Genomic DNA, 25,452 nt, shown 5'->3' with positions numbered 1-25,452 from the left:
TTGGGTCGGCGCGGCCACACCGCCAAAGCCCGCAAGCCGCCGGCAGCAGGCTCACTTTGCGCGACGGAGGCTACCTAGGCCGCTGGACCGCATGGATGCCGGCTCGCGAGGACATCATCCCCCGCCTTCCACCCGCTCCGCCAACCGGTTGATCTCCCCGCAATCGACCACCGCGGGCGGCTCCGCCATGGCGGCCAAGGCCAGCATCGCCTGCCCCACCGACAGGTTGCTCGTCACCAGCGAGGGCGCCACCGCCTCGGCCAAACGCATCAGCGGCGAGCCGCCCCAGTAGAGCGGCTTCACCGCCGCGTGCCGGGTACCGGTGGAGGCCACCGGTCGCACGCCGCCGGGCCGCAGCATCACCGTGCGTATCGGCAGCAGTGCCAACGCACCTTCGGTTTCGCCCTTGATGCGCAGCGGCATCATCCGGCTGCCCGGGTCGGCGCCTGCACCGGAGATATAGAGAAAGCGGCCGTGCGGATTCGCTTCGGCCCAGGCGCGCGCCACCGCCATCGTGGTGTCGAACGTGACCTGCCGATACTTGGCTTCCGGCGTGCCCAACGGCGGTGCGCCGGCGCAATAGAAGCAGGCGTCGAAGCCTTCCAGCGCCACGCGGTGTTGGCCGGCATCCAGGAAATCCGGAAGCACGATTTCCTCGCCCGCGCCTTGCAAGCTGCCCGCGCTGCGCACCAGCGCCGCCAAGCGGGTCACCCGTGGCGAGGTCTGGCAAGCCAGCGCCACGCCCTGCCCGACCAGCCCCGCCGCGCCGGTCAGCAACACACGCAGGCCCTTGGCATCCGGGGTAGCCATGTGTGCGGATCGCCTACAGCTTCACGAAGCGCTGGATCTTGCGCGCCAGCCACCCGCTGAACACCAGCGGTGCGTCGAGCGCGGAGACGCAAATGCACGGCAGGCCGGGCGCGGTCACCGGCTGGTGCTCCACGTCCTCGTCCAGGTCGGCCACGTCGCCTGGGGCGAACAGGCCCAGCGCGTCGGTGTAGGAGCCGCGCAGGATCTGCGTCAGTTCGCTGCGGCCATGGCTGTGCATCGGCAGGCACTTGCCCGGCGCGATCTTCAGCATGATCAGCGAGGGCATCTGCTCGGCGCGGATGCAGTACACGCCGGGCGCCATCCAGCGCCAGCGCAACGCACTGAGGGAGGTGCCGAAATACGGGTGCAGCGAGGCGGGCAGGTGATCCGGGTCGGCCCCCGGGCGCTCCTGCGGCATCGGCCGCGGGGCCGGCGCCACGCGGATGGGGGCGTCCGCCTCCAGCCGTTTCAGCATGGCCTCGCGCAAGGCGTCGCGCCGGGCATCGGCATCCACCGGGGCGGGCTGGGTCTGTTCGATCAGCATCGAACCGATGGCCTCGGCCTCGCGCACGCGCTGCCGGCACTGCGCGCACTGCTCCAGGTGGGCACCGGCCACGATACTCAACGGCGCCGGCAGCGCGCCGGCGGCGTAGCTCATCAGGGTGGATTCGTGCAGGTGGTGGTGCGGGTTCACGGCGCGCCCCCCACCTTGGACTGCAGCTGCAGGAATGCGCGCCGCAGGTGCGATTTCACCGTGCCCAGCGGCATGCCCAAGGCCTGGGCGATCTCGCCATGGCTCTTGGCCTCGAAATAGGACATCCGAACCAGCCGCGCCTGCACCGCGGGAAGCTCGCCGATCCGCTGGCGCAAGCGGGCCTGGTCGGCAAACTGCTCGGCGCTGCTGCGCTCCACCACATCCAGCGTGGCGGCGTCTTCCACCGCCCCCTGCACCTGCATCCAGCTGCGCTCGCGGCGCACGCGGTCGATGTGCAGGTTGCGCGCGATGCGGTATAGCCAGGTGCTCAACGCACCCTGTGCGGGATCGAAATCGGCCGCCCGCAGCCACAGCCGCAACAGGCATTCCTGCGCCAATTCCTCGGACACGGCGTCGGGTGCCCCCAGCCCGCGCAGGTACATGCACAGCCGCGGCATGAAGTGGTCGTAGATGCGGATGAAGCACTCGCGGTCGCGCAGGCGCGCCACGCCGTCCATGTCGCCGGCCCAGTTCGTTGGCTCGCTGCTCGGCTGCTGGAAGCTGGACACGCTGCGTGCGGTATCGAGTTGGAAAGGAGGGCGGGCGGCGTCAGGGTACATCTGTGGTCGCGGCGGGCAAGTGAATGTGTATCCGGTCTACGTGCAGGGCGGCCGTTTGGATGCAGCCGCCGCACCGCGCATCCAGCCGGCCTTCCCCGCCGTATGCCGTGGGCCTTCCCTTCCGGATGACCGTCATGCGTAGCGCCTGGCTGTTGCTGTGCTTCCTGCCCCTTGCCGCCTCGGCCGCGCCCTGGGTCCGCAGCGAGGGCGTCGCCGCCACGCCGCAGGGCGAAACGCTTTACCGCGAGGTGCACTGGCAGCGCGAGGCGAAGGACGGCGCCGAGCGCTGGGTGCTCTATCAATGCCCGGATGGCCGCCCGTTCGCCCGCAAGCACCTGCCGGCGACTTCCCGGCCGCAGGCACGCGGGTATCTGCTGGAGGACCGGCGCAGCGGGCAGCGGGCGGAGGTCCAGGCCGCCGGGAACCGGGCGACGATCGATTGGAAGGAAGATGCCGCCAGCACGCCGCGCCAGCGGCAGCTCGAGCTGCCGCCGGAAGCGGTGATCGACGCCGGTTTCGACGCGGCCGTGCGCCTGCACTGGGCGGCGCTGATGCGCGGCGAGCGCGTCACGCTCCCCTTCCTGGCGGCGGGACGGCAGCGTTTCTACCAGATCCAGCTGCGGCACGGCGGTGCGGTGCGTTGGCAGGGCCAGGAGGCGCACGCCATCGAAGTCAGCCTCGATGCCTGGTACGGAAGCCTTGCGCCGCGCCTGTCGCTGGTCTACGCCGACGCCGACCGCCGCCTGCTTGAATTCCGCGGCATCAGCAACCTGCGTGATCCGCGCGGCGCGTACCCGCAGGTCGTGGTGCGCTTCGCCGCCGCGCCAGCTGAGCGCTCCGCCGCCGAGTGGCAGGCGGCCTGGACGCAGCCCCTGGTCGAGCGCTGTTCCGTTACGACCAGGTGAAATCGAAAAATTTCTCGCGACGGGCGCATCCATCGCGCGTCCTGCTGCGTAAAGGAAGCCACGACACCCGCCGAGACCCGTCATGGCCTTCGTAGCGCCCCTCCCCTCCCGACGCAGGCGCCTGCTTCGCACGATGCAGCGCTGGTTCGACACTGCAGGCGCCGCGGATGCCGCCATCGAACAACCCGGGCGCATCGACTGGCTGCGCGCGGTGCCGTTCGCGCTGATGCACCTCGCCTGCGCGGCGGTGATCTGGGTGGGGGTGTCGTGGACGGCGGTGATCGTGGCGCTCGCGCTCTACGCGCTGCGCATGTTCGCCATCACCGCGTTCTACCACCGCTATTTTTCGCATCGTACGTTCGAGGCGTCGCGGCCGGTGCAGTTCGTGTTCGCGCTGATCGGCGCTTCCAGCGTGCAGCGCGGGCCGTTGTGGTGGGCGGCCCATCATCGCCACCACCACCGGCATGCCGACCAACCCCTGGACCCGCATTCCCCGCGCGAGGGCGGTTTCTGGCGAAGCCACATGGGCTGGTTCCTCACCCGCGGCGCCTTCGCCACCGACCTGTCGCGGGTGCCGGACCTGGCGCGCTTCCCGGAGCTGCGCTGGCTCGACCGCTTCGATACCGCCGTGCCCGTGCTGCTGGCGGCCGCGCTCTATGGCCTGGGGGCGGCGCTGGAGCGCTGGGCGCCCGGGTTGCACACCACCGGCCCGCAGCTGCTGGTGTGGGGCTTCTTCATCTCCACGGTGGTGCTGTTCCATGCCACGGTCACCATCAATTCGCTGGCCCATCGCTTCGGTCGCCGCCGCTTCGATACGCGCGACGACAGCCGCAACAACTTCTGGCTGGCGCTGCTCACCTTCGGCGAGGGCTGGCACAACAACCATCATTTCTTCCCGGGCACCGTGCGCCAGGGCTTCCGCTGGTGGGAGGTCGATCTCACCTGGTACGGGTTGCGCGCACTGGCCGCGCTGCGCCTGGTGAAGGGTCTCAAGCCCATTCCGGCCTGGGTGCTGGACAAGGCGAGGCACTGACATGCGCGTCGCGGTCATCGGTTCGGGGATCGCCGGGCTGGCCACTGCGTGGTGGCTGGACGGCCACCATGACGTCACGCTGTTCGAGGCCAACGATTACCTGGGCGGCCACACCCACACGCACGACGTGGAGGTCGACGGCGTGCGCATGGCGGTGGACACCGGCTTCATCGTCTTCAATCCGCTGCACTATCCGTTGCTGACGGCGCTGTTCGACGAGCTGGGCGTGGCCTCGCAGCCCACGACGATGAGCTTCTCGATGCACAGCGAACGCAGCGGCGTGGAGTACAACGCCACCTCGCTGGATGGGCTGTTCTGCCAGCGCCGCAACCTGGTATCGCCGCGTTTCTGGGGCATGCTGGCCGACTTGCGCCGCTTCTACCGCTCGGCGCCTTCGCTGCTGGCCGAGCAGGAAGGCCCCACGCTGGGCCAATACCTGCGCAGCGAGCGCTACGGCCAGGCCTTCATCGAGGAACACCTGCTGCCGATGGCCTCGGCGCTATGGTCCTCGCCCACCGCCACCGTGCTGGATTTCCCCGCGCGCTACCTCGTCCAGTTCATGGCCAACCACCAGATGCTGCAGATGACCGGGCGCGCGCCGTGGCGCGTGGTGACGGGCGGCTCGGCACGTTACGTGGATGCGCTGCGCCGCCGCTGGGGTGTGCGCGAGCGCCTGCGCTGCCCGGTCCACGCCTTGGAGCGCCTGCCTTGGGGCGTGCGCGTGCAGAGCGCGGCCGGCGTGGAGATGTTCGACGAGGTGGTCCTGGCCTGCCACAGCGACCAGGCGTTGGCGCTGCTGGCCGATGCCGACCCCGCCGAGCGCGAAGTCCTCGGCGCCATCCGCTACCAATCCAACGAGGCCGTGCTGCATACCGACGCCTCCTTGCTGCCGCGCCGGCGCAAGGCGTGGGCGGCGTGGAACGCGCACGTGCCTGGCGACCCGACGGCGCCCTGCACGGTGAGCTATTGCATGAACCTGTTACAGGGCCTGCCCGGCGACACCCCGCTGGTGGTCACCCTCAACCGCACCGCGGCGATCGACCCTGGAAAAGTGCTGCGCACGCTGCAGTACGCGCATCCGGTGCACGACCACGCCGCCGTGCGCGCGCAGCAGCGCTGGGGCGAGCTGCAGGGACGCCGCCACACATGGTTTGCGGGCGCTTACTGGGGCTGGGGCTTCCACGAGGACGGCATCCGCAGCGCCCGCCGCGTGGTGGATGCGCTGCGTGCCTGCACGCCGCGCCGGCGCGCGGCCGCTTCCGACGAGGCCATGGCGTGAGTGCCAGCGCGCTCTATTTCGGCGAAGTGACGCATCGGCGGCACCAGCCGCACGCGCATGCGTTCCGCTATCCGATCGCGCAGCTGCTGCTGGACCTGGACGAGCTGGACACGGTCTTCGCCGGTCGCTGGCTGTGGTCGGTGAACCGCCGCAACCTGGCCGAGTTCCGCCGCAGCGATTACCTCGGCGATCCTGCGCGGCCACTGGCGGACGCGGTACGCGACCGCGCCGCCGCCACGCTTGGCCGCCGCCCGGTCGGCCCGGTGCGCTTGCTCACCCACCTGCGTTTCGCCGGCCACGTGTTCAACCCGGTCAGCTTCTACTACTGCTACCAGGCCGACGGCACCACGCTGGATTGCATCGTCGCCGAGATCACCAATACGCCGTGGAAGGAACGCCACGCCTACGTGCTGCCGGTCGCCACGGCGACCCGTGAAGGCACCTCGCTGCGTTGGCAGTTCGACAAGTGCTTCCACGTCTCGCCCTTCATGGCGATGGACTGCCGCTACGACTGGCGCCTGAGCGCCCCTGGCGAGGACCTGCGCGTGCACATGCAGGTCTGGCGCGACGGCGTGCGCCAGTTCGACGCGAGCCAGGCCATGCATCGGCGCCCGCTCGACGCGCGCGGCCTGGCGCGCGTGCTGGCCTGCTACCCGCTGATGACCGTCCAGGTCGTGGCGGCCATCCATTGGCACGCGCTGCGGCTGTGGCTGAAGCGCAACCCCGTTTACGACCACCCTGCCCTGGCCGAGAAATCGCGATGAACCAGATCAATCCTTCCCTCGCGCTGCCCCGCCCCGGCGCGCTGGATGCCTTCCTGCGCCGCCGCCTGCTGGCCCAGCTGGCACCGCTGCGCGAGGGCCGCCTGTGCGTGCGCGATGCCTTCGGCGAAACCTGGCTGGGCCAGGACCGCGACGGGCTGCAGGTCACGGTCACCATCGAAGACCCGGCCTTCTATCGCAAAGTGGCTGCGCAAGGCAGCGTGGGCGCCGGCGAGAGCTACATCCACGGCGACTGGCATTGCGACGACCTCGTCGCGCTGGTGCAGTTGCTGGTGCGCAACCGCGACCTGCTCGACAGCATGGAGCATGGGCCGGCCCGTGTCGGCGGCTGGTTGCTGCGCGGCTGGAATCGCCTGCGCCGCAACAGCCGCGAAGGCAGCCGGCGCAACATCGCCGCGCACTACGACCTGGGTAACGACTTCTTCGCCCTGTTCCTCTCCCCGGACCTGATGTACTCCTCGGCGCTGTTCACGCACGCCGGCGAGTCGCTGGAGGAAGCCTCGCGGCGCAAGCTGGACCGCATCTGCCAGCAGCTGCAACTCCAGCCCGGCGACCGCGTGGTGGAGATCGGTACCGGCTGGGGCGGCTTCGCGTTGCACGCCGCGCAGCATTACGGCTGCCACGTCACCACCACCACCATTTCCGCCGAACAGCATGCACTGGCGTCGGAGCGCGTGCGGGCCGCGGGCCTGCAGGACCGCATCACCCTGCTGATGCAGGACTACCGCGACCTGCAAGGCCAGTTCGACAAGCTGGTGTCCATCGAGATGATCGAGGCCATCGGTGCCGAATACCTGGACACCTACATGGCCACGTTGCAGCGCCTGCTCAAGCCGGACGGCGTGGCCTTGCTGCAGGCCATCACCATCGAGGACCACCGCTACGAGCAGGCGCGGCGCAGCGTGGATTACATCAAGCGCTACGTGTTCCCGGGCAGCTTCATCCCGTCGATCAACGCGATCATCGCGGCCAAGACGCGCGCCAGCGACCTGCAGCTGGTCGCCCAGCAGGACTTCGGCCACTCCTACGCGCTGACCCTGCGCGCATGGCGCCAGCGCTTCCTCGCCCAGCTGCCCGCGGTGCACGCCCAGGGCTTCGACGCGCGTTTCTGCCGTTTGTGGGAGTTCTACCTGGCGTACTGCGAGGGCGGTTTCCTGGAGCGCTCCATCGGCGTTTCGCACCTGCTGCTGGCGCGCCCGGGCCATCGCCCCGCACCGGCTTGCGGCCAGGTCAGCTGAGATGCGGCGCTTCTGGCCCAACCTGCTCGGCAACCAGCTGGTCTGGCTATGCAGCGTGGCCGGCGCGGCGCGCGGCTGGCAGTGGCCGGCCCTCGTGGCCGCCACGCTGTACGTCGCCAGCCAACTGATGACATCCGCGCAACCGAAGCTGGACCTGCGGTTGATGTGGCTGGCGCTGGCCTGCGCGTGGCTGGTCGATGCCAGCGCCGCCGCCAGCGGTACCGTGCGCTACGCCGCCGCGCCGCTGGGCTGGGCACCGCCGCCGTGGATCCTGGCGCTGTGGGCTGCGTTCGCGATGACGCTCACCACCTCGATGGCCTTCCTGCAGCGGCACCTCGCGTGGCCGCCGCTGTTCGGCCTGTTGCTTGCGCCGCTGGCCTACCTCTCGGCCGCGCGCGGCTTTGGCGCGGTGCACTTCACCGCGCCGGCGTGGCAAGGCCTGCTGGTGCTGGGCGCGGGCTGGGGCGTCGCGCTTTCGCTGTTGTGCCGGGTCGCGCGGCGTGGATCGCGCCCCGCGCCGCCGTCGTCCCTAGCCGGAGCACCCCCATGATCAACCTGGCGTGGGTGCTGTTGTACGCCGTGGTCGCGATGACCTGGGGCGCCGCCTGGCAGCGCCGCCACCACAACATCGGCGTGGTGGACGTGCTGTGGGCGCAGGGTGTCGGCGCGGCCGCGGTGTTGCTTGCCTGGCTCGGCGATGGCGAGGTGCTGCCGCGCGTGGCGCTGGGCGTGCTCGGCGGCCTGTGGGGGCTGCGGCTGGCGCTGCACCTGTGGCGCCGTGTGCGCAGCGAGGAAGAGGATGGCCGCTACCAATACCTGCGCGCACATTGGGGTGGCCATCAAGGCAAGATCTTCGGCTTCTTCATGGCGCAGGCGGCATTGATCGTGTTGTTCGCGCTGCCGTTCGTGGCGGTCGCCGCCAACCCGCGCGCCGACATGTGGCCGTGGGTGGCCGCGGCGGCCGGCGTGTGGCTGCTGAGCGTGGGCGGCGAAACCGTGGCCGATCGCCAACTGGCCCGCTTCCGTGCCAACCCGGCCCACAAGGGGCGCACCTGCCGCGAGGGCCTGTGGCGCTATTCCCGCCACCCCAACTATTTCTTCGAGTGGCTGCACTGGTTCGCCTATGTGCTGCTGGCCGTGGGTTCGCCCCTGTGGTGGCTGGCCTGGGCCGGGCCGTTGGTGATGTACCTGTTCCTGCGCTACCTGAGCGGCGTGCCGTTCACCGAGAAGCAGGCTCTGCGCAGTCGCGGCGAGGACTACCGCGCCTACCAGCGCAGCACCCCGATGTTCTTTCCCTGGTTCCCCCGAAATTCCAAGGAGCATTCCGAATGAACGCGACCTCATTGACCCCGGCCGAGTCCACCGAGACGGGACTGATCGCCTGGGCCGAGCGCGGCCTGGTGCCCGACGCGGCACTGCGCGCGGGCATCCGCCGCCTGTGCGCGCAGCGCCTGCAGGAGGAAGCCGAAGGCGGCATCGAGGCGCAGGCCGCGCGTTTCAGCCAGCGCATCGCCGAGCTGGCCGGCAGCCCCCTGGCCCTGCACACCGACGCGGCCAACCGCCAGCATTACGAAGTGCCGGCCGCGTTCTTCCAGGCCTGCCTGGGCAAGCGCCTGAAGTACAGCAGCTGCTATTACCCCACCGGCCGCGAAACGCTGGACCAGGCCGAGGACGCGATGCTGAAGCTTTACGGCGAACGCGCCGGCCTGGCCGATGGCCAGCGCATCCTGGAGCTGGGATGCGGCTGGGGCTCGCTGACGTTGTGGATGGCCGAGCGCTACCCGCAGGCGAGGATCACCGCCGTCTCCAACTCCAACAGCCAGCGCGAATACATCATGGGGCAGTGCCAAGCCCGGGGCTTGCGCAACGTCGAGGTGATCACGCGCGATGTCAACACGCTCGCGCTGCCGGCGGCGACCTTCGACCGCTGCGTGTCGGTGGAGATGTTCGAGCACATGCGCAACTACGAGCGCCTGCTGGCGAGCATCTCGCGCTGGCTCAAGCCGGAGGGCGCGCTGTTCGTGCACATCTTCGCGCACCGCACGCTGATGTACCCATTCGAGACGGAGGGCGGCGACAACTGGATGGGCCGCCACTTCTTCACCGGTGGCCTGATGCCCGCGGCCGACACGCTGCTGCATTTCCAGCGCGACCTGCAGCTGCAACAGCGCTGGCTGCTGGACGGCACCCACTACCAGCGCACCGCCGATCACTGGCTGGCCAACCAGGACGCCGCGCGCGAGAAGGTGATGCCGGTGCTGGAGGCCACCTATGGCCCGGCGGCCGCGCGCATCTGGTGGCAGCGCTGGCGGATGTTCTGGATGGCCTGCGCCGAGCTGTTCGGCTATGACGGCGGCCAGCAGTGGCTGGTGGCCCATTACCTCTTTCGTCCCCGCTGAGGTGTGACATGCGCATTTACTCGCTGCTTCCCCTGCTGGCTGTGAGCCTGTTCGGCACCGGCTGCAGCTCCCACGATGTCCGCCCACTGCCGCGCCCGCCGTCGGTGGATGTGCCACGCTTCATGGGCGACTGGTACGTCATCGCGCACATTCCCTCGTGGCCGGAGCGCGAAGCCTTCGACGCGGTGGAGAGCTACCGCCTGCGGCCGGACGGTCGCATCCAGACGACCTTCACCTATCGCAAGGGCAGCTTCGACGCCCCGCTGCGCGCCATGCATCCGATTGGCCGGGTCGAGAAGGAAGGCCAGGGCGCGGTGTGGGGCATGCAGTTCGTGTGGCCCGTGCAGGCCGAGTACGTCATCGCCTGGCTGGACGACAGCTACAGCCAGGTCATCGTGGCACGCAGCAAGCGCGATTACGTCTGGTACATGGCGCGCACGCCGCAGGTGTCCGACAGCGACTACCAGCAAGCGGTGCGCCGTATCGCCGAGATGGGTTACGACGTGAGCAAGCTGCGCCGGGTACCGCAATCCGTCCGCGCGACGAAGTGACTGCGGGCAGCGCGTCGCGCTGCCCACGCCCTGATCGCCAGGCGCAACGTCGGCCAAAGCCGGCGACCCGCGGGCAATAGCCGTCATCGCCGCCCTGCATGCTGCGCGGCGGGCACGGATGTCCACGGCGCATGAAGCTTCGCGCGTGACGCGGGCGCTAGCATGGGCGCCTCGTCGGCCTCCCACCCGATGAACCGGGAGGCCTCGCGTGGCAAGAAGAAGACCTGGCGGTGACCTGTCCTCGGCCAGCGCGGCCCACGCAGTCCAGGTGCGCGGCGCGCGCGAACACAATCTCAAGGATGTCGACGTCGCCATCCCGCGCAACTGCCTGGCGGTGTTCTCCGGCGTCTCGGGCTCGGGCAAGTCGTCGCTGGCCTTCGGCACGATCTATGCCGAGGCACAGCGCCGCTATTTCGAGTCGGTGGCGCCGTATGCGCGGCGGCTGATCGACCAGGTCGGCGTGCCGGATGTCGATGCGATCGACGGCCTCCCGCCCGCGGTCGCGCTGCAGCAGCAACGCGGCAGCAGCAATGCGCGCTCGTCGGTGGGCAGCGCGGCGAATCTCTCCAGCCTGGTGCGCATGCTCTACTCGCGTGCCGGCGCCTATCCCGCCGGCCAGCCGATGCTGTACGCGGAGGATTTCTCGCCCAATACGCCGCAGGGCGCATGCCCGCAGTGCCATGGCCTGGGGCATGTCTACGCCGCCACCGAAGCGACGATGGTGCCCGACCCGACGCTGAGCATCCGCGAGCGCGCGATCGCCGCCTGGCCGCCGGCATGGCATGGGCAGAACCTGCGCGACATCCTGGTGACGCTGGGCTACGACGTGGACCGCCCCTGGCACAAGCTTCCCAAACGTGACCGCGAGTGGATCCTCTTCACCGAGGAAACGCCGACCGTGCCGGTGTACGCGGGCTTCACCCCGGCCGAAACCCGTGCTGCGCTCCAGCGCAAGCTGGAGCCCAGCTACATGGGGACCTTCACCGGTGCGCGGCGCTATGTGCTGCACACCTTCGCCAACACGCAAAGCGCGTTGATGCGCAAGCGCGTGTCGCGCTTCATGCAGGGGCAGCCCTGCCCGGCCTGCCACGGCAAACGGCTCAAGCCCGAGGCGCTGCGGGTGAAGTTCGCCGGGCTGGACATCGGCGAATTCATGCAGCAGCCGCTGGATGCGCTGGAGACGCTGGTCACGCCCATCGCCGAAGGCGATTTCCGCGCGCAAGCCGCCGGCACGGCCGCCGGCGCGGATGCCACGCGCCGCGACCGCGCCGCACGCAAGGCCGCCGGCCGCGCGGAACATGCCGCCGCGCCGGACGTGCGCCGCACCACCGCGCTCTCGGCGGAGAAGCGGCTGGCCGCGCAGCGCCTGTCCAGCGGCATCCTGGCGCGCCTGCGCCAGCTTCGCGGGCTCGGCCTGGGCTATCTCACCCTCGACCGCGCTACCCCGACCCTCTCGGCAGGCGAAATGCAGCGCCTGCGCCTCGCCACGCAGCTCAGTTCGATGCTGTTCGGCGTGGTGTACGTGCTCGACGAACCTTCCGCCGGCCTGCACCCTTCCGACAGCCAGGCACTGTACGACGCGCTCGACGCGCTGCGCGACGCGGGCAACTCGGTCTTTGTGGTCGAGCACGACCTGGACCTGATGCGGCGCGCACAGTGGCTGGTGGATGTCGGCCCCGATGCCGGCGAGCACGGCGGCCGCGTGCTCTACAGCGGCGCGCCGGAGGGGTTGCGCGAGGTGGCCGGGTCGCACACTGCGCGCTATCTATTCGACGAGATTCCCGCGCCCGCGACGCGCGAACGCGCACCGGCCGGTTGGCTGGAACTGCGCGGCATCCATCGCCACAACCTGCGCGGGGTGGATGCGCGCATTCCGCTCGGCGTGCTGACCGCGGTGACGGGCATCTCCGGCTCGGGCAAATCGAGCCTGGCCGCGCAAGCGTTGCCCGAACTGATCCTGCTGCACCTGGGCCACGAACCGGAGGACGAGGCGACCGACGGCGACCCCAGCGAGGGGCCTTCGGTGATCGAAGCCACCCGCGGCCACTTGGCCGGCGACGTGGACGCCGTGCAGCGCCTGGTGCAGGTCGACCAGAAGCCCATCGGGCGCACGCCGCGTTCCAACCTGGCCACCTACACCGGCCTGTTCGACCATGTGCGCAAGCTGTTCGCCGCCACGCCCGATGCGCGGCGCAGGCGCTTCGACGCCGGGCGTTTCTCCTTCAATGTCGCCAAGGGGCGCTGCGCCACGTGCGAGGGCGAAGGCTTCGTCAGCGTGGAACTGCTGTTCATGCCCAGCGTGTATGCGCCCTGCCCCACCTGCCATGGCGCGCGCTACAACGAGGCCACGTTGAAGGTGCGCTGGAACGGCCGCAACATCGCCGAGGTGTTGCAGATGACCGTGGAGGAAGCCGGCGCCTTCTTCGCCGACGAGGCGTCCGTTGCGCGGCCCCTGCGCCTTTTGCAGGAGATCGGGCTGGGCTACCTGCGGCTGGGCCAGCCGGCGACGGAACTGTCCGGCGGCGAGGCGCAGCGCATCAAGCTGGCGACCGAACTGCAGCGCAGCCAGCGCGGGCGAACGCTCTACGTGCTCGACGAACCCACCACCGGGTTGCATGCGGCCGATGGCGATCGCTTGATGGTGCAGTTGCAGCGCCTGGTCGAGGCCGGCAACAGCGTGGTGATGATCGAGCACGACATGCGCACGGTGGCGCAGGCCGACTGGGTGATCGATATCGGCCCCGGGGCCGGCGATGCGGGCGGCCAGGTGGTGGCCAGCGGCACGCCGCGCGAGGTGGCGCGGACGAAGGCCTCGCGCACTGCCCCCTTCCTGGCAGAGGCCTTGGAACGCGGCCGATCGGGCGTGGGCTGAGTTCGTCAGGCCGCGCCACGCTCGGCACGCGCGCGCCCGGCGGCTCGCCATTCCGCCACCGCGAACGCGCCCACGATCAGCGCGGGCACGCCGATCCACCCGGCCAGGGAGCGATCGCGTGGACGCAGGGCGAGCGCGAAACCGTCGTCCACCGTCCACGCATAGGCGCCCAGGAATATCCACGGCATCGCATCGAGCACGCTATGCACATGCTGCTCGACCGGGGTGATCGCGCGCTTGCCCCAAGCCGAGCGCGTATCCAGGTAACCGAAGCCGGCGTGCGCGATGACCAGCGCCGCGGCAATCCACCATGCGCCCCAAGTGGGCGCCAGCGCCCACCACACCAGTGCCGCGATCCCCATCAAGCCAAGCTGCACGAGGTGCAGGCGCGACTCCGCCAGCCCCGAGGTATGCGACAGGTCGGTGCGCCGATGCAATGCGAAATCGGCCAGGCCGGCTGCCGCCCAGAGCAGGAACAACGCGTACGCGAGGATGTTCGTGTCACCTCCTGTGCCAGCGGCATCAATCTAGGATCTGTCCGGCTGCCGCGGCGCTTCGAGTACACCAGCCCTCTGTGCTACCTGGCTGCTGTACTCACGCTTCAGCAGCGCAGTTGTCAGGACGATACCGTTGGAAGTGCCGGAGGCCACGGCGAGGCGTTCAATAAGAGGACGGCGCCGGCGCACCACGCGTTCCCACCGGAGAGGTGACGCCTGATGAATCTGGCGCGCCGTGCTTATCGACGACTCCGGGGATCGGCGTGGCGTGCGGAAATGCATCGCGCAGGGCATCCACGCCCTCCTGCGGCCGCGCCCCTCCGGCAAGATCGGCGCGGCCCTGGCGCAGCTGCGCCGTGGAGATTTCCATTCGTTGGTCGCGCGCGGCGACCAGCGCGGGCTGGGCCTCGCCGTCGCGATTGAACGACCACGCCAGCATCGCCGGACCCATCGGCAGCGCATCGCCCGGCTCGGTGCCGTCGCGGCTGGACCAGGTGTGCCACGTCTTGCCGTAGCTGTTGAGCTTGGAGCGCATCAACGCCTTGTCCGCCACGCGCGGGAGATTTGGGGCGACCAGCTGGCCACTCAGGATTTCCGCGTTGTGTGGATGCCAGTAAGCGCGCTCTTCCGGCGGCAGCTGCTCGAAGATGCGCTCGGAGATGATGTACTCGATGCCATTGAGATTGGCGGTGGCCGTGTTGCCGTCAAACAACGCACACTGGGCGAAATCTTCGTTGACCTGCCGGCAGAAGTGATGCGCCTCCATCTGGTGGTGGGGGTCGTCCTTCATCGGATGGAAGCCGACGAGGTAGACATCCATCTTGGCGAGCGGACCGTTGTCCTGCATCAGCGCGGCCCCCGCTTCGAGCGCGCGGGTCCGGGCCGATTCCGCGCTGCCGGGCGGCGAGACGGCCGGATCGACCCTGCCGCCACCGGTGCAGGCGGTCAATGCCGCCACGCAGCCGATCATGCTCCACGCGATGCGGCCTGCCAGAAGGCTGCCGTCTGCGGGCACCTCAATGCCCCTTGTCGCCGCCGGCGTTCGCCGTGGAGGGAGCGGCGGCCTGCAGTTTCTGCGCCGCGGCGAGATGGTTGGCGACATGGGCGCGCGTTTCGGTGAGATGCGCCTTGACGTTCGCATCCTGCGCGGCGGGGATGAGTTTCTGGTCCAGCGCCTTCAGCGCCTCGCCGTGGTCCTTGACCATGGCGGCCACGTAAGCCTTCTGGAACGCGGCACTGTCCAGGGGCTGCAGCTTTGCCAGTTCCGCCTGGCCCTTTTGCTTCTGCATCACCGCCGCGGCCGCGCGCTCGTTGGGCGACAACGTCTTCGTCTTCTGCTCGTTCTCGCCGTGCTCCTGCACCATTCGGGCGGCGTAGTCATGCACTGGGCCGGTAGTGACCTTCTGCTGCGCCAACTGGCCGGCCGCGATTTCACTCTGGTTGATCGCGCTGAGCACGCCCAGCGCGTCGGCCTGGCTCAAGGGCGCCGTGCGTTCGGCGGACGGGGCGCGTGCCTGACCGGGCGCGGTAGCACTGGACTGCGCCAACGCGAGCGAGGGCACCAGGGCGGCGGCGAGTACACAAGGGGCGAGCACGTGGAAGCGGTTCATGGCGGTAACCTGGGGTGGGATGACGCGGCGACCATGGACCCGGGGTCGTAAGCGATGTGTCCACCTGATGTGTGGGGCGCGCGAAAGGCTGGGTGCGGCGTGCACAGTCCGCGAGGTGCCTACGCACGCGACGACCCGCCCCCCAGGGCGGGTCGATCTTCCGTCAGCCGTCGAAAGCGCGAAGTCAAACGCACGCCTTGAAGCTCGTGGCGCGCGCGTCGTCGTGCGGATCGCTCAATTCGGCGTGCGGCTGCCCTTCGTGGCACCCGCGCCCAGGCCCGCGCCGAGGTCCGCGCCGGTGGTCGGATCGCCTTCCAGCACGGAAGCCGTGCGCAGCGCCAGCGCTTCCAGCGCCGCGGTCTGCGATTCGCTCAAGCCACCCACGCTGGCCGTGCCTTCGCCGCCATCGAGCGCGCTCTGTTCGTCGCGTGACGACACCACCGTCCACTGCTCGCCGGAGTTCCAGGGGCCGGACATGTCGCCGTCTCCCTGCGACATGTCCATGTACAGGTCGGTGAATTCGGGATCGCCGGGCGCCTTGCCGGGCGGGAAGTTGGGCTCGATCGAATACAGCGCTTTCTCGAAGGATTTCTGGTGGGCGATCTCGCGCGTCATCAGGAACCGCAGCGCATCGCGGATGCCCGGATCGGGCGTCACGTTGATCAGGCGCTCGTACACCAGCTTGGCGCGTGCCTCGGCGGCAATGTTCGAACGGAAATCGGCCGTGGGATCGCCAATGCTGTCCACATAGGCGGCCGTCCACGGCACGCCGCTGGAGTTCACCAGCGCCGGCCCACCGCCATACAGGATGGCCTCGGTGTGGCTGGTGCTGTTCTGGGTCAGGCCGCGCATTTCCATCACCTCGATCGTGCCTTCGGCCAACTCGCCCTTCACGCCCTTGTTGAGCAGGGTGATAATCGAACCGATGATTTCCAGGTGGCTCAGTTCTTCGGTCGCGATATCGAGCAACAGGTCCTTGCGGCCCGCGTCTTCTTCCCCCAGGCCCTGCGTGAAGTAGCGCATCGCCGCGGCCAGTTCGCCCTGCGGGCCACCGAACTGTTCCAGCATGAGGGTGGCGAGGACGGGATCGGGTCGTTCGACGCGAACGGTGTACATCAAACGCTTGTTGTGCATGAACATGAGTAGCTCCGGTATTCGCAGCGGCAAGGAGTGGCCATGGACTGCGGCAGATGTGCCGAGCCGGCATCGAGGCGCTGGCGGGTGATACGACCTCACCGTAGAGGCTCGGGTGTTAGTGGCACCTGCGCCCGAGGTGAGCGCCACGCGAGGAGCTGCACGCATCATGTGCGGAGGCGCAGCTGCCTGAAGGAGTCAGGCGCGCGTCGTATGCGTGCCTCACCGCGCCTTCGCATTGCATTCGCGGCTCATCCACGCCATCGCATGCAGCCTGAGCGCGACCTCCGGAGGCACGCGCATGAATACACGCAGGTGGGGATTGGCCTTGGTGCTCGCATTACCCGGCAGCGCGTTCGCGCAGCAGGGCGACGGCACGGACATCGACGCGCAGGTGCATACGTTCAAGCCGGACAAGGCGCCTGCGGATGCCGCGCGCGTCGCCGCGTTGAGGGTACCGCAGGGTTTCACCATCGCACCGCTGGCGACCGACCTCGGCAACGTGCGCATCATCGTGGTGGCGCCGAATGGCGACATCTACGTGTCGCGCCGCGAGGAAGGCGAAGTCCTGCTGCTCAAGGACGCCGACGAGGATGGCAAGCTCGACGCGGCGCCGCGCGTGGTGGCCAGCCGGCCCGGCGTGCACGGCCTGGCCATCCATGACGGCCAGCTCTACATGGCAACGGCGAAGGAAGTGTTCCGCGCGCCCATTCGTTCCGATGGCTCGCTGGGCACGGCCACCTTGATCATCGGCGACCTGCCCGACGGCGGCCAGCATCCCAATCGCACCCTGGCTTTCGGCCCCGATGGCCAGCTCTATATCAGCGTCGGTTCCTCGTGCAACGCCTGCAACGAAACCAACCCGGAGCACGCCACGCTGTTGCGCGCCGAGCCGGATGGCAAGTCACGCACGATCTTTGCCAGCGGGCTGCGCAACACCATTGGATTTGCCTGGGACCCGGCCACCGGCGAGCTGTGGGGCATGGACCATGGCATGGACTACCTCGGCGACGAGATCCAGCCCGAGGAGCTGAACCACCTGGTCAAAGGCAAGCAATACGGCTGGCCGCACATCTGGGGCAAGGACGGCCAGAACCCGCAGAGCACGCCGCCCGGCGGGCTCACCAAGACGCAGTGGCTCGCCATCAGCGAGCCGATGACGCTGGGCTATACCGCGCATGCCGCACCGATGCAGCTGGTGTTCTACACCGGCAAGGCGTTCCCCGCCGACTACCGCGGCGATGCATTCGTGACGATGCGCGGCTCATGGAACCGCAAGCCGGCCTCGGGCTACGAGGTGGTCCGCGTGCGCTTCGACGGCGGCAAGCCGGTGGCCTTCGAGCCGTTCGTCGAGGGCTTCCTCGTGGACGGCGGCCAGCGGCACATCGCGCGGCCGGTGGGCCTGGCACAGACACCGGGCGGTGCGCTGCTCGTGGGTGACGATGCCAACGGCGTGATCTACCGCGTCGCCTACCCCGGACGCGCGCAGCGTGCGGCGGCGCCGGCCATCCCGGCCGCGCCGCTGCTCAAGCAGGTCAACCAAGGTAACGGCGTGCCGCTGGCGCTGGCGCGCGTGGGCGACGCCGCCGCGATGCAAGTGGATTCGCCGGCATTCGCGCACAACGGCGCGCTGGACAAGCGCTACAGCGAGTACCACGACGGCGTATCGCCGCCACTGTCGTGGAGCGCGGTGCCCAACGCCAGGTCCTACGTGCTGGTTGTCGAAGATCCCGACGCGCGCCCCTACCAACCCTTCGTGCACTGGCTGGCATGGAATATTCCCGGCGAGGTCACTGCCCTGCCCGAGGGTGTACCGGAACAGCTGCGCTTGAAAGAACCCGAAGGCGTCATGCAGGGCCCGAGCACGCGCGGCTCGCCGGGCTATATGGGGCCGCGTCCGCCGGTGGGCGATGCGCCGCACCACTATCACTTCCAGGTGCTTGCACTGGACACCGTGCTCGACCTCAAGCCCGGCGCGACGCGCGACGAGGTGCTGGCGGCCGCCCAGGGCCACGTGATCGGCAAGGGCGAGCGCATCGGCACGTATGCGCAGACGCAGGCGCCTTTGAAGTAGCCGCAACCCGCACGGCCCGCGGCATGCACGCGGCCGGTCTTGGAGCCATTCCGGGAGTGTCATCCATGTGGAAGCGCAACGGCCTGTCCATCGTCCTGGCGCTGCTGTTTCTCTGCTTCATCAGCTTGCAGGTCGTCTTCGGCTGGCAAGCCTTCAACGACGAACGCCTGCAGCAGGGCCAAGCCGCCTTGTCCTTGCTCGCCTACCTGCACTCGGGCCATTTCGTATCGGCCACGTTCGAGAACTGGGAAAGCGAATTCCTGCAGATGGGCATGTACGTGCTGCTCACCGTGAAGCTGCGGCAAGCTGGCTCGGCCGAATCGCGGCCACTGGATTCGCGCGAGGAAGCGCAGCCGCACATCGAGCCGGGCCGGACGCCGTGGCCGGTCCGCAAGGGCGGCCTGTGGCTGAAGCTCTACGAGCACTCGCTGGCGATTGCCTTCGGCCTGCTGTTCCTGGTGAGCTTCGTGCTTCACCTGTGCGGAAGTTGGCGCGCCGAAGTGGAGGAACGCCTGGGCCGTGGCGAGCCGCCGGTCACGCTCTGGCATCACCTCACGGGTGCGGAGTTCTGGTTCGAATCCTTCCAGAACTGGCAGAGCGAATTTCTCGCCGTGCTCTGCCTCGTGCTGTTCACGATCTGGCTCAGGCAGAAGGATTCGCCGCAGTCCAAGCCGGTCGAGGCGCCGCACACGCAGACGGGCGATTAGCCGGCGCGCAGCCCTGCCCTACTCCACCTGTAGCGGGAAATTCGCGTAAGCCGCGTGGCCCTGGCCGTCGCGCACCTCCACGAACAGGCGATAGCGTCCCGCCTTCGCCGGCGCCACCAGCGTGACCTGTCCCGGCGCACCCGGCTGCACCGCCGCGTCCACGGCCGCGGGCAGGTGCTCCGGATCGCCGCCGATGCTGGTGGCCGTGCTTTCCTCGCGCAATGTCCATCGATAGGCGAGCGGGTCGCCATCGCGATCGGAGGCCTGCACATGGGCGCGATGCCTACTGCCGGCCTTGAGCACCACGCTGTGGCTGGCGAGCTTGCCGTCCACGCGGATCGGCGCGATGGCCGGGGCGCGGTTGTCCGGCCACTGGCCCGTCCACGCATACTGCATGGCGTCCACGCTCGGCGTGGATTCGCCCTCCGCCAGGAACAGCCCGTACCACGTCGGCGTGCGTTCCTGCTTCTGCCCCCACAGGAACACGAACGATCCCAGGCCCTGCCGGTGTTCGCCGGCGATGTAGCGCTGGTAGCGGTCCAGCAGCACGCCGGCCTTGCGCGAGGCGTCGTCCTCGATCGGCGCGCCCCACGCCGTCAACGGCGATTCCCAATGCCCGGTGGGGCCCCACTCGGTCACCACGTAGGGGCCGGTCCAATGGCTTTCGCGCAGCTTGTCCGGTAGCTCGCCGAGGTTGCCGTAGAGCTGGATGCCGATCAGGTCCAGGCTGCCGGCGCGCTGCTTGATCTGCTCGATCAAAGGCGGCCCGAAGCCGGCCAGCGTCGTCATCACCGGGTGGTTCGGGTCGATGGCGTGGATCATGTCGGCGATGCCGCCGATCGCATTCCACACTTTCTGGTTGGTGTAGTGCAGGTTGAGCTCGTTGCCGGCCACCCACATCAGCACCGCCGGGTGGTCCTTCCACGCCTCCACCTCGCCGCGGATACGCGCCAGCTGTGCGGCCACCGCGGCGTCATCGTCGTAGTTGAAGCCGTGGCGCTCGTTGCCGACCTCGATGCCCACGGCCACCTTCAGCCCGAGCCGCTGCGCGTTGTCCAGGAAGGCGCGCATCTGCGCCGGGTCACTGTCCACGCGCCAGGTACGCACGGCATTGCCGCCGCGCGCGGCCAGTTCGTCGAGATGGCCGCTGCCGCCGCCGCCCTTGATGAAGAACGGCTGCCCATCGACGAACAGCCGATACGTGCCTTCGGATTCGACGATCCTGACCTGGCTCGGCCCGTCGGCGGCCTGGGCGAACGGCGCCAGCATCAGCAGGCACGACAGCATCCACTTCATGGCACGCATGGCGTGGCCTCCCGGTTATGGCGTTTCAGGGGGTCGGTGCGGTGGGGCACCAGCGGTCCAGGTAAGCCTGGTGGCTCGGCAACGCGGCGGCCGTGCGCGTCGCATGCTCGCGCGCGGCGTTGAGGAAACGTGCCAGTTCTTCGTCGCCCATCAGGTCGGCGGTGGGGTGGTGCCGGCGCGGCATGTTGCCCTGCCCCATCATCACCTGAATCCACGAATTCTCCGCGAACAACTCGTTCGGCTGGTGGAAGACGATGCCGGTCTCGCGGAACAGGTCGATGCGGTGCTGCAGCGAGGGCGGCAACGCCATCTCCTGGCAAGCGCGCCAATAGGCGGTGTCCCGTCGGTCGGTGAGCGCATAGTGCAGCACCACGAAATCGCGCACGTGCACCAGTTCCTCGGCCATCTGCCGGTTGTATTCCTCGATGTCCACTGCGGTGAGCACCTTCGGGAAGCACTGCATCAGCCGGGTGATGCCGCGCTGGATCAGGTGGATGGTGGTCGATTCCAGCGGCTCGATGAAGCTGCCCGCCAGGCCCAGCGCGATGCAGTTGCGGTACCAGCTGTATTCGCGCCGGCCGGGGCGGAAGCGGATCTGCAGCATCCGCGAGGTCTGCTCGCCGCGCAGGCTGCTTTCGAAGATCTCCCGTGCGCGGCCGTCGTCCAGGTGCCGGCTTGAATAGACGATGCCGTTGCCGACGCGGCGCTGCAGCGGAATGCGCCATTGCCAGCCGGCCTCCTCGGCGATCGCGCTTGTATACGGCGCGGCATCCCCCACCGCGGCGGTCTGCACCGCCTGGGCGCTGTCGTTGAACAACCAGTGCGACCAGTCCTCGAAGCCCACGCCCAATGCCTTGTCGATCAACAGGGCACGGAAGCCGGTGCAGTCGATGAACAGGTCGCCTTCGATGACATCGCCCGATTCCAGGCGGAGCGAGCGGATGCAGCCGGTGTCCTCGTGCAACAGCACCTCGGCGATCTTGCCTTCCACGCGCTGCGTGCCGTGCCGCTCGGCGATCTGGCGCATGAACTTGCCGTACAGGCTGGCATCGAAGTGGTACGCGTAGTTCATGCCCATCTTGGGCAGGTGGGCGAAGCGCTTCTCGCGCGCGGCCACCGACTCCACGTTGTAGTCGGCATAGTCGCTCGCCAGCCCACGTTCGCGCCCGCGCAGCCAGAAATGCTGGAAGCCGGCGGTCCAGTGGTCGCGCCCGGTGGTGCCGAAGGAGTGGAAATAGCGGTGGCCGATATCGCGCCAGTTCTCGAACAGGATGCCGAGCTTGATCGCGCCCTGCGTGGCGGCCATGAATTCGCGCTCGTCGATCTCCATCAGCCGGTGGAACGTCACCAGCGGCGGAATCGTCGCCTCGCCCACGCCCACGGTGCCGATCTGCTCGGATTCCACCAGCGTGATCTGCAATTGCCGCCCAAGGAGCTTGGAGATCGCCGCGGCAGCCATCCAGCCGGCCGTGCCGCCACCGGCGATGACGACGCGGCGTACGGGCGTGTCGGGAAGGTCGAGGGCGTCACGGGTCATGCGCGGAAAATCCTTCAGCGGTTGAGGCGTTGCAGCAGGCGCGCGCGCAGTTCGCGCGCAACCTCGGGCGTCATCGGGGCCAGCGTGCGCCGGGCGGACTCGGGAATGTGGCCGGCGGTGTCGGCGTCCGGTTCGAACACGTAGTGGCGGAAGATCTCCTGCCAGGCGGCGCGCTGCTCCGCGGGCAGGTCGCGCACGCTCATCAGCGCCAGCATCAGTGCGTTCATCGGCGAATCCATGTACGCCGGCGTGCGCCGCCACCAGTAGTTGAGCAGCACGTTGAAGCTGTCCAGGCCCTCGACGTGGTGCCACCACAGGCTGGGGATGAAGATCGCGTCGCCAGGTTCGAGTTCGGCCACCTGCGCGTGCGCCAGCGCCTCGGCAAAGCGCGGGAAGCGCGCGGGGTCGGGCGCGGCGAAGTCCACCAGGCTCACGGGCTGGCCGGCGGGCGTGAGGTCGAGCGGGCCGATGTACAGGTTGCGCAGCTGGTCGGGCGGGAACACGGTGAAGCGCCGGTGGCCGACGGCCACGCAGGCGATGTTGTCCGGCACGTCCTGGTGCGCGGCAATACGGGTGCGGTTGCCGACCCACACGCTGAACAACGGGTCGCGCGTGGACAGGTCCAGGTCGTTCTCCTCGCGCAGGCCCGGCAGGTAGGTGTCCACCGTGGTCGAGCCCATGTACAGCGAGGGCGGCTGGGCGTCGTCGAGGTGGCGCTCCATCGCATCGAGCATCGCGCCCAGCGGCGGGCGCTCGGTGCGGAAATTGAAGCCGGTGAGCGCATCGTTGTAGAAGTAGCGCCCGGCCACCTGCGGCGGTGCCACCAGCACGGCCACCTGGGCCTCGGTTCGGGCGAAGCGGCGCAGGTAGTCGATGGCCGCGCGCGGCGACTGCAGCCCGGCCCGCACCAGCGGCCATTCTCTCACCAGGCCGCGCAGCAGCAGCGGTTCGGGCGAGGCGAGCAGGTCGTCGGGCAGCGCCCGCGGGTCGAGCCCGCGGACCTCGCGCACCTTAGTGGCGATCGGCAGCACGGCGGCGCTCGGTGCGTTCGATCAGCTCGCGGAAATGCGCGCCCGAAGCGATCACCATATGCAGGGCTTCCAGCGCGCCGCTGCGGTTGAGCCGCTCCAGGGTGGCGCCGTCGAGCTCGCGCAGGCGTTCCTCGTGGATCGTGTACAGCCCCTCCACGCGCAGCGGCGTGCCGTCACGCAGGCGCGCGTCCAGCGCGAACGGCTCCAGCAGGTCCAGGGACAGCAGCAGCGCGGTGAAGCCCGGGTTCTGCTGCAGCCCCTCGTGCAGGGCGCGCAGCACCGAGCTGATCCGCTCCAGATAAGGCGTGTTGCCGCCGAATTCCTTGAACACCGCCTCGCCGGGCGCCCCCGCCTCGGCGATGCGCGGGCTGTCCAGGTCCACGTGCACCGTGGGCTCGCCGCTGGCGCTGCCGATCAGGAACGGCTTGCGCTCGATCGCCAGCGGCACGTAGCCGGCGCTCCAGCCGGTCTCGTCCAGGAACAGGTTCTCGTGCTCGCGCAGGCCCAGCAGCGCCAGCGGATGGAACGCGCCGTCGGCATCCTTGTGGAAGACGATCGGGTAATGCGCCTGCAACTGGCGGAACTCGCCGGGAAAGGTCAGCACGGACATCACGTCGTCGCCCAGGCCGGGAATGCGGCGGGTATCGATGCGCAGCGCGTGGTGGTCGACGTTGTTGAGCGGGACGTGGCGGGTCATCGGTCTTCTTGGCTGATCACACGCGCGGCAGGCCGCGCGCGCGGATGTGGTCGATCAATTCGCGGTGGCCGGGCAACGCGGAGAGCATGCGCGCGGTCTGTTCGGCGGTCTGGCGGAAACAGCGCTCGGCACGCTGGATCGCCGCCGCCTGCACCGTGCCCGCCGTGCGCTGCGGCACGAAGCCCATGCCGTAGAGGATGTACTGGTAGCTCGCCCAGGGGAAGACCTCCTCGATACGGTACAGGTCGTAGCGCGAGGGCGGCTGGTAGCGCCACAGCGACAGCAGTTCGCGCAGGCGCTCGGGCCAGGTGTCCTCGCGGCGGTGGTCGCGCCAGTAATCCGAATCCTCGCGCCGGCTGAGCACGTAGTGCAGCTTGAGGAAGTCCACCACCCGCTCCCAACGGTAGCGGAAGGTGTCGTTGAAGCGACCGGCGAGGATGTCCATGGTGTCGCGGGTGGCCGGGAACTGATCGGCGATCATCGCCGCGGCCAGCTCAACCAGCACCAGCGAGCTGGCTTCCAGCGGTTCGAGGAAGCCGCTGGACAGCCCCACCGCCACGCAGTTGTTGCGCCACGGGCGCAGGCGGTAGCCCGGCTCGATGCGCACGCGCGGCACCCAGGTGATGTCCTGCTCGCGCCCGCCGGTACGCACGATGTAGCGCACCAGCGCGTCGTGCGCATCCTGCTCGCTGCCGTAGGCGCTGGAGTAGACATGGCCGATGCCGCGCCGGCCCTGCAGGCCGATGTCCCAGATCCAGCCGAACTTCTGCGCGGTGGAGATCGTCTGGCAGGCGATCGGCGCGCGCGGTTCGGTGTAAGGAACCTGGGTGGGAATGGCGCGGTCGTTGAACAGCAGGTGCTGCTGCGGCAGCAGCGGCTCGCCCAGGTGCTGGCCGATGAGCAGTGCGCGCAGGCCGGTGCAGTCGATGAACAGGTCGCCGGCGATGTCGCCGTGCTCGCGCGTGCGCAGCGCGGCGATGTCGCCGTTCTCGTGCGAGCGCACCTCGGTGACCAGGTCGGGCACGTGGCGCACGTTCAGCCGCGAGACGCAGTGCTTGCGCAGGAAGCCGCCGAGCTTGGCGGCATCCAGGTGATAGGCGTAGTTGGCCACCGCCGCGTACTCGGGCGTGGCGAACTGCTTGGGCCCCTTGTTCGCATCGCACAGGTGCGGCTGCGCGCAGACCAGGTGGTCGAACTGGGCGTTGGGATGATGCTGGCGCCAACCGCCGATCAGGTCGGCCTGGTCGTAGCCGCCGGGCAGGTGGAACGGGTGGTAGTAGGTGTCGTTCGGGCCGGCATCGGTCCAGTCCACGAACTGCGAGCCTTGCTTGAAGGCGCCTTCGCATTCGCGGATGAAATCGGCCTCGCTCACGCCGATGCGGCGCAGGGTGTCGCGCATCGTGGGCCAGGTGCCCTCGCCCACGCCGATGATCGGCACGTCGGGCGATTCGATCACGGTGATGCGCAGGTCGTCGGCGCCGGGGCCGCCATGCTCGGCGGCCAGCACGCCGGCGGTCAGCCAGCCGGCCGAACCGCCGCCGAGGATGACCACGTGTCGGATGGAATGGGTCAAGACGGACCTCTTGCAACTTCGTCAGGCCGGACAAGCGAAGGCCGGAGGTCCTTTCGGACCTCCGGCCCGCGCCCTGGCAGCGGCGGTCTGGAGGGGCGGGCCCG

At 69.1% G+C, this 25,452-nt stretch carries 24 protein-coding genes; 12 read left to right on the top strand and 12 right to left on the bottom strand.

Features of this window, described 5'->3' with window-relative positions; translation table 11 throughout:
- Positions 1-114: 114 nt before the first annotated feature.
- From P6166_RS02310 to P6166_RS02300, 3 genes are read right to left on the bottom strand one after another with little or no spacing between them, the layout of a single operon-like run.
- Entirely contained in the window at positions 115-810 is a 696-nt protein-coding gene (locus P6166_RS02310) for an oxidoreductase (RefSeq protein WP_277762919.1), read from the bottom strand.
- Positions 811-823: 13 nt separating this feature from the next.
- Positions 824-1,504, bottom strand: a complete 681-nt coding sequence (locus P6166_RS02305; RefSeq protein WP_277762918.1) for a ChrR family anti-sigma-E factor — start codon at positions 1,502-1,504, stop codon at positions 824-826.
- Positions 1,501-2,124, bottom strand: a complete 624-nt coding sequence (locus P6166_RS02300; protein WP_277762917.1) for a sigma-70 family RNA polymerase sigma factor — start codon at positions 2,122-2,124, stop codon at positions 1,501-1,503. The genes P6166_RS02305 and P6166_RS02300 overlap by 4 nt, the downstream gene beginning before the upstream one ends.
- Positions 2,125-2,258: 134 nt before the next feature.
- Between P6166_RS02300 and P6166_RS02295 the strand changes: the two genes are divergently transcribed.
- The 10 genes from P6166_RS02295 (at position 2,259) to P6166_RS02250 (ending at position 13,183) form a co-directional block, all read left to right on the top strand.
- Positions 2,259-3,029, top strand: a complete 771-nt coding sequence (locus P6166_RS02295) for a hypothetical protein (protein WP_277762916.1) — start codon at positions 2,259-2,261, stop codon at positions 3,027-3,029.
- An 82-nt stretch (positions 3,030-3,111) separates the two neighbouring features.
- Complete coding sequence (locus P6166_RS02290) at positions 3,112-4,062, top strand: acyl-CoA desaturase (RefSeq protein ID WP_277762915.1); 951 nt, start codon at positions 3,112-3,114, stop codon at positions 4,060-4,062.
- A 1-nt stretch (position 4,063) separates the two neighbouring features.
- On the top strand, positions 4,064-5,341 hold the full coding sequence (locus tag P6166_RS02285) for an FAD-dependent oxidoreductase (RefSeq protein ID WP_277762914.1): 1,278 nt from the start codon (positions 4,064-4,066) through the stop codon (positions 5,339-5,341).
- Complete coding sequence (locus P6166_RS02280) at positions 5,338-6,105, top strand: DUF1365 domain-containing protein (protein WP_277762913.1); 768 nt, start codon at positions 5,338-5,340, stop codon at positions 6,103-6,105. Before P6166_RS02285 ends, P6166_RS02280 begins: the two co-directional genes overlap by 4 nt.
- Positions 6,102-7,361: a cyclopropane-fatty-acyl-phospholipid synthase family protein gene (locus tag P6166_RS02275; protein WP_277762912.1), complete on the top strand. Its 1,260-nt coding sequence runs from the start codon at positions 6,102-6,104 to the stop codon at positions 7,359-7,361. Before P6166_RS02280 ends, P6166_RS02275 begins: the two co-directional genes overlap by 4 nt.
- A gap of 1 nt (position 7,362) precedes the next feature.
- Positions 7,363-7,911, top strand: coding sequence for a DUF2878 domain-containing protein (locus tag P6166_RS02270; protein ID WP_277762911.1), 549 nt, complete (start codon positions 7,363-7,365; stop codon positions 7,909-7,911).
- The gene (locus P6166_RS02265; protein WP_277762910.1) at positions 7,908-8,693 is read left to right on the top strand and encodes a DUF1295 domain-containing protein; all 786 of its coding nucleotides are present in this window, start codon (positions 7,908-7,910) and stop codon (positions 8,691-8,693) included. Before P6166_RS02270 ends, P6166_RS02265 begins: the two co-directional genes overlap by 4 nt.
- The gene (locus P6166_RS02260; RefSeq protein WP_277762909.1) at positions 8,690-9,760 is read left to right on the top strand and encodes a cyclopropane-fatty-acyl-phospholipid synthase family protein; all 1,071 of its coding nucleotides are present in this window, start codon (positions 8,690-8,692) and stop codon (positions 9,758-9,760) included. Before P6166_RS02265 ends, P6166_RS02260 begins: the two co-directional genes overlap by 4 nt.
- Before the next feature lie 8 nt (positions 9,761-9,768).
- Positions 9,769-10,311, top strand: a complete 543-nt coding sequence (locus tag P6166_RS02255; RefSeq protein WP_277762908.1) for a lipocalin family protein — start codon at positions 9,769-9,771, stop codon at positions 10,309-10,311.
- Between the two features lie 208 nt (positions 10,312-10,519).
- Positions 10,520-13,183: an excinuclease ABC subunit UvrA gene (locus tag P6166_RS02250; protein ID WP_277762907.1), complete on the top strand. Its 2,664-nt coding sequence runs from the start codon at positions 10,520-10,522 to the stop codon at positions 13,181-13,183.
- Between the two features lie 5 nt (positions 13,184-13,188).
- On the opposite strand, the gene P6166_RS02245 is transcribed toward P6166_RS02250, so the two are convergent.
- From P6166_RS02245 to P6166_RS02230, 4 genes are all read right to left on the bottom strand, one after another.
- Positions 13,189-13,662, bottom strand: coding sequence for a hypothetical protein (locus tag P6166_RS02245; RefSeq protein WP_277762906.1), 474 nt, complete (start codon positions 13,660-13,662; stop codon positions 13,189-13,191).
- 181 nt (positions 13,663-13,843) lie between these two features.
- Positions 13,844-14,650 (bottom strand): OBAP family protein, encoded by an 807-nt coding sequence (locus P6166_RS02240; protein ID WP_277763136.1) that lies wholly within the window; start codon positions 14,648-14,650, stop codon positions 13,844-13,846.
- A gap of 46 nt (positions 14,651-14,696) precedes the next feature.
- Positions 14,697-15,290 (bottom strand): DUF4142 domain-containing protein, encoded by a 594-nt coding sequence (locus P6166_RS02235; RefSeq protein ID WP_277762905.1) that lies wholly within the window; start codon positions 15,288-15,290, stop codon positions 14,697-14,699.
- Between the two features lie 234 nt (positions 15,291-15,524).
- Complete coding sequence (locus P6166_RS02230; protein ID WP_277762904.1) at positions 15,525-16,430, bottom strand: manganese catalase family protein; 906 nt, start codon at positions 16,428-16,430, stop codon at positions 15,525-15,527.
- Between the two features lie 295 nt (positions 16,431-16,725).
- On the opposite strand from P6166_RS02230, the gene P6166_RS02225 reads away from it, so the two are divergent.
- The gene (locus P6166_RS02225) at positions 16,726-18,498 is read left to right on the top strand and encodes a YbhB/YbcL family Raf kinase inhibitor-like protein (RefSeq protein WP_277762903.1); all 1,773 of its coding nucleotides are present in this window, start codon (positions 16,726-16,728) and stop codon (positions 18,496-18,498) included.
- Positions 18,499-18,563: 65 nt separating this feature from the next.
- Positions 18,564-19,205, top strand: coding sequence for a DUF6766 family protein (locus P6166_RS02220; RefSeq protein WP_277762902.1), 642 nt, complete (start codon positions 18,564-18,566; stop codon positions 19,203-19,205).
- Positions 19,206-19,223: 18 nt separating this feature from the next.
- Here the strand turns inward: P6166_RS02220 and P6166_RS02215 are convergent, their stop codons facing one another.
- Genes P6166_RS02215 through P6166_RS02195 form a run of 5 tightly spaced genes read right to left on the bottom strand, consistent with a single transcriptional unit; the run spans position 19,224 to position 25,348 of the window.
- Entirely contained in the window at positions 19,224-20,492 is a 1,269-nt protein-coding gene (locus P6166_RS02215; protein WP_277763135.1) for a glycoside hydrolase family 2 TIM barrel-domain containing protein, read from the bottom strand.
- A 43-nt stretch (positions 20,493-20,535) separates the two neighbouring features.
- Positions 20,536-22,047 carry a tryptophan halogenase family protein gene (locus P6166_RS02210; protein WP_277762901.1) on the bottom strand — a complete coding sequence of 504 codons (1,512 nt, stop codon included), beginning with the start codon at positions 22,045-22,047 and terminating at the stop codon, positions 20,536-20,538.
- A 14-nt stretch (positions 22,048-22,061) separates the two neighbouring features.
- The gene (locus tag P6166_RS02205; RefSeq protein WP_277762900.1) at positions 22,062-23,078 is read right to left on the bottom strand and encodes a cupin-like domain-containing protein; all 1,017 of its coding nucleotides are present in this window, start codon (positions 23,076-23,078) and stop codon (positions 22,062-22,064) included.
- Complete coding sequence (locus tag P6166_RS02200) at positions 23,059-23,775, bottom strand: SapC family protein (RefSeq protein WP_277762899.1); 717 nt, start codon at positions 23,773-23,775, stop codon at positions 23,059-23,061. Before P6166_RS02200 ends, P6166_RS02205 begins: the two co-directional genes overlap by 20 nt.
- A 16-nt stretch (positions 23,776-23,791) precedes the next feature.
- Entirely contained in the window at positions 23,792-25,348 is a 1,557-nt protein-coding gene (locus P6166_RS02195; RefSeq protein ID WP_277762898.1) for a tryptophan halogenase family protein, read from the bottom strand.
- Positions 25,349-25,452 lie beyond the last annotated feature (104 nt).

The sequence above is a fragment of the Stenotrophomonas sp. HITSZ_GD genome (assembly GCF_029543105.1).
Lineage (GTDB): Bacteria > Pseudomonadota > Gammaproteobacteria > Xanthomonadales > Xanthomonadaceae > Stenotrophomonas_A.
Note: the sequence above shows the minus strand (reverse complement) of the source record. Positions and strands in the feature narration are given on the sequence as shown.

Coding starts and splice junctions, on each gene's coding strand:
- P6166_RS02300 (WP_277762917.1), bottom strand. CDS start 2,124: ATGTACCCTGACGCCGCCCGCCCTCCTTTCCAACTCGATACCGCACGC.
- P6166_RS02210 (WP_277762901.1), bottom strand. CDS start 22,047: ATGACCCGTGACGCCCTCGACCTTCCCGACACGCCCGTACGCCGCGTC.
- P6166_RS02275 (WP_277762912.1), top strand. CDS start 6,102: ATGAACCAGATCAATCCTTCCCTCGCGCTGCCCCGCCCCGGCGCGCTG.
- P6166_RS02265 (WP_277762910.1), top strand. CDS start 7,908: ATGATCAACCTGGCGTGGGTGCTGTTGTACGCCGTGGTCGCGATGACC.
- P6166_RS02310 (WP_277762919.1), bottom strand. CDS start 810: ATGGCTACCCCGGATGCCAAGGGCCTGCGTGTGTTGCTGACCGGCGCG.
- P6166_RS02220 (WP_277762902.1), top strand. CDS start 18,564: ATGTGGAAGCGCAACGGCCTGTCCATCGTCCTGGCGCTGCTGTTTCTC.
- P6166_RS02225 (WP_277762903.1), top strand. CDS start 16,726: ATGAATACACGCAGGTGGGGATTGGCCTTGGTGCTCGCATTACCCGGC.
- P6166_RS02230 (WP_277762904.1), bottom strand. CDS start 16,430: ATGTTCATGCACAACAAGCGTTTGATGTACACCGTTCGCGTCGAACGA.
- P6166_RS02215 (WP_277763135.1), bottom strand. CDS start 20,492: ATGCTGTCGTGCCTGCTGATGCTGGCGCCGTTCGCCCAGGCCGCCGAC.
- P6166_RS02290 (WP_277762915.1), top strand. CDS start 3,112: ATGGCCTTCGTAGCGCCCCTCCCCTCCCGACGCAGGCGCCTGCTTCGC.
- P6166_RS02270 (WP_277762911.1), top strand. CDS start 7,363: ATGCGGCGCTTCTGGCCCAACCTGCTCGGCAACCAGCTGGTCTGGCTA.
- P6166_RS02260 (WP_277762909.1), top strand. CDS start 8,690: ATGAACGCGACCTCATTGACCCCGGCCGAGTCCACCGAGACGGGACTG.
- P6166_RS02295 (WP_277762916.1), top strand. CDS start 2,259: ATGCGTAGCGCCTGGCTGTTGCTGTGCTTCCTGCCCCTTGCCGCCTCG.
- P6166_RS02240 (WP_277763136.1), bottom strand. CDS start 14,650: ATGATCGGCTGCGTGGCGGCATTGACCGCCTGCACCGGTGGCGGCAGG.
- P6166_RS02285 (WP_277762914.1), top strand. CDS start 4,064: ATGCGCGTCGCGGTCATCGGTTCGGGGATCGCCGGGCTGGCCACTGCG.
- P6166_RS02235 (WP_277762905.1), bottom strand. CDS start 15,290: ATGAACCGCTTCCACGTGCTCGCCCCTTGTGTACTCGCCGCCGCCCTG.
- P6166_RS02255 (WP_277762908.1), top strand. CDS start 9,769: ATGCGCATTTACTCGCTGCTTCCCCTGCTGGCTGTGAGCCTGTTCGGC.
- P6166_RS02200 (WP_277762899.1), bottom strand. CDS start 23,775: ATGACCCGCCACGTCCCGCTCAACAACGTCGACCACCACGCGCTGCGC.